The organism is Bacteroides sp. 2201st1_D9_2201SCRN_220225 (genome assembly GCF_040928965.1).
Taxonomy (GTDB): Bacteria; Bacteroidota; Bacteroidia; order Bacteroidales; family Bacteroidaceae; genus Bacteroides; species Bacteroides stercoris.
On record NZ_JBCODG010000146.1, the window covers coordinates 1 to 3,026 of the forward strand.

At 45.5% G+C, this 3,026-nt stretch carries 2 protein-coding genes and 1 pseudogene; all 3 read right to left on the bottom strand.

All coding sequences use genetic code 11. From position 1 onward, the window contains the following. Positions 1–230: 230 nt before the first annotated feature. Positions 231–1,436: an IS256 family transposase gene (locus tag AB5903_RS22125; RefSeq protein WP_009316578.1), complete on the bottom strand. Its 1,206-nt coding sequence runs from the start codon at positions 1,434–1,436 to the stop codon at positions 231–233. Positions 1,437–1,902: 466 nt separating this feature from the next. Further along, positions 1,903–2,835 (bottom strand): hypothetical protein, encoded by a 933-nt coding sequence (locus tag AB5903_RS22130; protein ID WP_004328511.1) that lies wholly within the window; start codon positions 2,833–2,835, stop codon positions 1,903–1,905. A gap of 6 nt (positions 2,836–2,841) precedes the next feature. Further along, positions 2,842–3,026: pseudogene (locus AB5903_RS22135) on the bottom strand (hypothetical protein); the annotation flags it as partial.

A 3,026-nucleotide genomic window follows, 5' to 3' on the forward strand; every position in this document is an offset into this window, starting at 1 on the left:
GCCATGCGTTAGGGATTGCAGAGTAAAGCCCACAGCCTTTAGGCGAGGACTTGAAACGTAAAGCCCGACCGTCCCACGGGAACGCCCAAAAGAAAAAAAATCCCCCGAACATTCATCCGGGGGTAGTGTAAACTGAACTGTGTCACGGCTCTGTTTTTTATTCTTTCCCTCTTATTTGTGTGCAGATTTCACATCTGCATACAAATAAGAGGAGCCTTTCACAAGCAAAGTTACATAATCTTGAACCTATCACCAAATTTTATGGCAAGTTGCTGTGATATCAGTGCCCAATTAGACAGTGGCATAGTCCATTTCCCACTAATGTCTCGATAGGCAAGATACACAAGCTTTTCAAGTGCGGTGTCTGACGGGAACACACCTTTGTTCTTCGTTACTTTACGCACCTGACGATGATAGCCCTCAACCGTATTGGTTGTGTAGATAAGTTTGCGGATTGCAGGAGTATACTGAAAATATTCCGTAAGACGCTCCCAGTTGTCGCGCCAGGATTTGATTACTATGGGGTACATCTCACCCCATTTTTCATCAACCATGTCAAGCTGTGCTAATGCAGAATCCTTGCTTACAGCACCATATACGGTCTTGAGATCCTTCAGAAACTCTTTCTGATGCTTGCTTCCTACATACTTGATTGAGTTACGGATTTGGTGGACTACACATAGCTGAACGGAGGTTTCCGGGAATACACTTTGGATGGCATCAGGGAATCCCTTAAGACCGTCTACGCAACAAATCAGAATATCACGTACACCACGGTTCTGAAGGTCGGTCATAACATCAAGCCAGAAGTTAGCACCCTCACTCTCAGATATATACATACCAAGAAGATCCTTGTGACCAGACTTGTTTACACCTAGGACATTGTATATTGCACGAGTGACTGCACGACCCTTATCGTCTTTTACCTTGTAGTGAATGGCGTCAAGCCAGCAAATGGCATAGACGGGGTCAAGCATACGGGACTTCCAGGCTGTTATTTCGGGAATAACTCGGTCGGTTATAGCACTGATGGTTTCTGCTGAAAGGGTTGTGTTAAACTCACGCTCAAAGTACTTGCTTATATCACGAGTGCTTGTACCAAGAGCATACATGTTGATGATTTGATCTGCCATACCTTCAGCAAGAATTGTCTCACGTTTCTTAACTGTCTCCGGTTTAAAAGAACCGTCACGGTCACGAGGGGTTTCGACTATCACCTCTCCATACTTTGTCTGTACGGTCTTGCTCATCTTGCCGTTACGACGATTGCCAGAACTGCAGTCAACGCTATTAAGGTGAGCATCCATCTCACCTTCTAAGGCTGCGTTTAGGATACGTTCTAGCATAGGAGCCAAAGCTCCGTCTTTACCGAAGAGTGCTTCACCGCTACGCAGCTGCTGGGCTGCTTTCTTGTAGTCTATTTCCAAATTGGCCATATTATAAAAACTGTGTTAAACTATTATTATTATAGCCTGACACAGTTTATTTTACACTCTCGAACGGGGCATTGAAAGCACTCTTGGAGTTTTTCATTTGTCAACAGGTTATTATCTTTGGATAGGTAGCTTTTTGACTTTGCTATTGGGCGAAATCGCATTGTTTGTATTAAAAAACAAAATAGGATGACTCACTATAATCTACTTCGTATTTTTCCATAAATGCAATCCTTGCCAAAAAGCAGTTTGTTCGGGTGGTTGTTTGGGCGTTCCCCCTTCGGGTCGGGCTTTCCGCTACAAGTCCTCGCTATGCTGTGGCTTTTCCCCTGCAATCCCTAACGTGGGTGAAAGGGTTTTCACTATCTTGCGCTTGCACTTTGACACACGGGGCTTCGGCTGTTCGCCGAAACTTCCCGCGCCCCGTCCCGCCCGAAAGAGTTCCCCGGCGTTTGTCCGGCAGCCGACATTATTCAAGGTAGTATTCTATAATATCTTTTATCAGTAGCTCTTCTCCTTGTTTCCATAATTTCCAGCCTTGTTCACTCTTTATTGTATCGCCTTGTACCTCAAACGGTTTTCGGACTTCTGTATTGTCCTTGAAGCAGACTACCGTCACCATGCGAAGATAGTCTTCCCAAGAGATATAGTAGGTGTCAAAGTCATGCGTTCTTTTCGCTGGAATACCATTTATCCGCATGAGGCTGCGGTTGCGTTGCATCCTGTTTCCATGCATCATAATCTGCCCAGATGAACAGTTGATCCATGCCGTTTTTCCGCTTTCCTCGTTCAGTACAATTTCAGCCCTTCCCGCCATTAAGCCCAACACTCTAAAACGGAGCATGGGAAAAGTGTAGATCAGACTTGCCGTCTCTTCTAAGTATTCATGTATGTTGCTTCCGGATCTCCATGCCAAGGGCATTAACGTATCTGATTCCGAAGAGTAACGATAGTAATATCTGCCATCTTTGCATGAAGCGTTATTCTGTCCGTCCTGCCATTCCTGCGGATTGTCATCCTTCCTTTTCCGCTCGGCAATATCCTTGTCAAACGGATACTGATGCAGTGCAATGCTATCTTCCGGCTCCTTGCACGTTGCTGTCCGGTATAATGGTATGACGGGGTTCTGCTCGGCTATGACCTCCATGAACCCAATACCCAAAGGAGCATATAATCCATTCTTGCGTTGGAACTGGAAATGATTGCCTTGTATGAAAAGGGAGGGAAAATCATCGGAAGCAATCCCCGTTATTATATCCGCTTCGCCAATAACATCCGCTGTCCGTTGGTCTTGTTTGCATGAAGATGTGCAGGCGGACTCATTGTCTGTCGGAGGCATAGGCGGCTTGCAACTCATGACCGATGCAGCCGTCAAAAGTAGTGTTATGATGACGGTTTTCATCTAAGTTTAAGCCCCACCTTCACCATGCCATGTGCAGGTTTGGGTATTATCTTGATAGTTATGCTGTATCCATTGCCCTGATTTCTCACCGTCGGTGTATTGTCCCTCAATGGTTATATAGGGTTTACCCTCCCATGTTGATTCCACACGATACGAACCGTCGAGTTTTCCATTACGGTAGTGGCATGTAG

Bases quoted from the DNA above. Each gene is read 5' to 3' on its own strand.
- AB5903_RS22125 (WP_009316578.1), bottom strand. From the start codon at position 1,436: ATGGCCAATTTGGAAATAGACTACAAGAAAGCAGCCCAGCAGCTGCGT.
- AB5903_RS22130 (WP_004328511.1), bottom strand. From the start codon at position 2,835: ATGAAAACCGTCATCATAACACTACTTTTGACGGCTGCATCGGTCATG.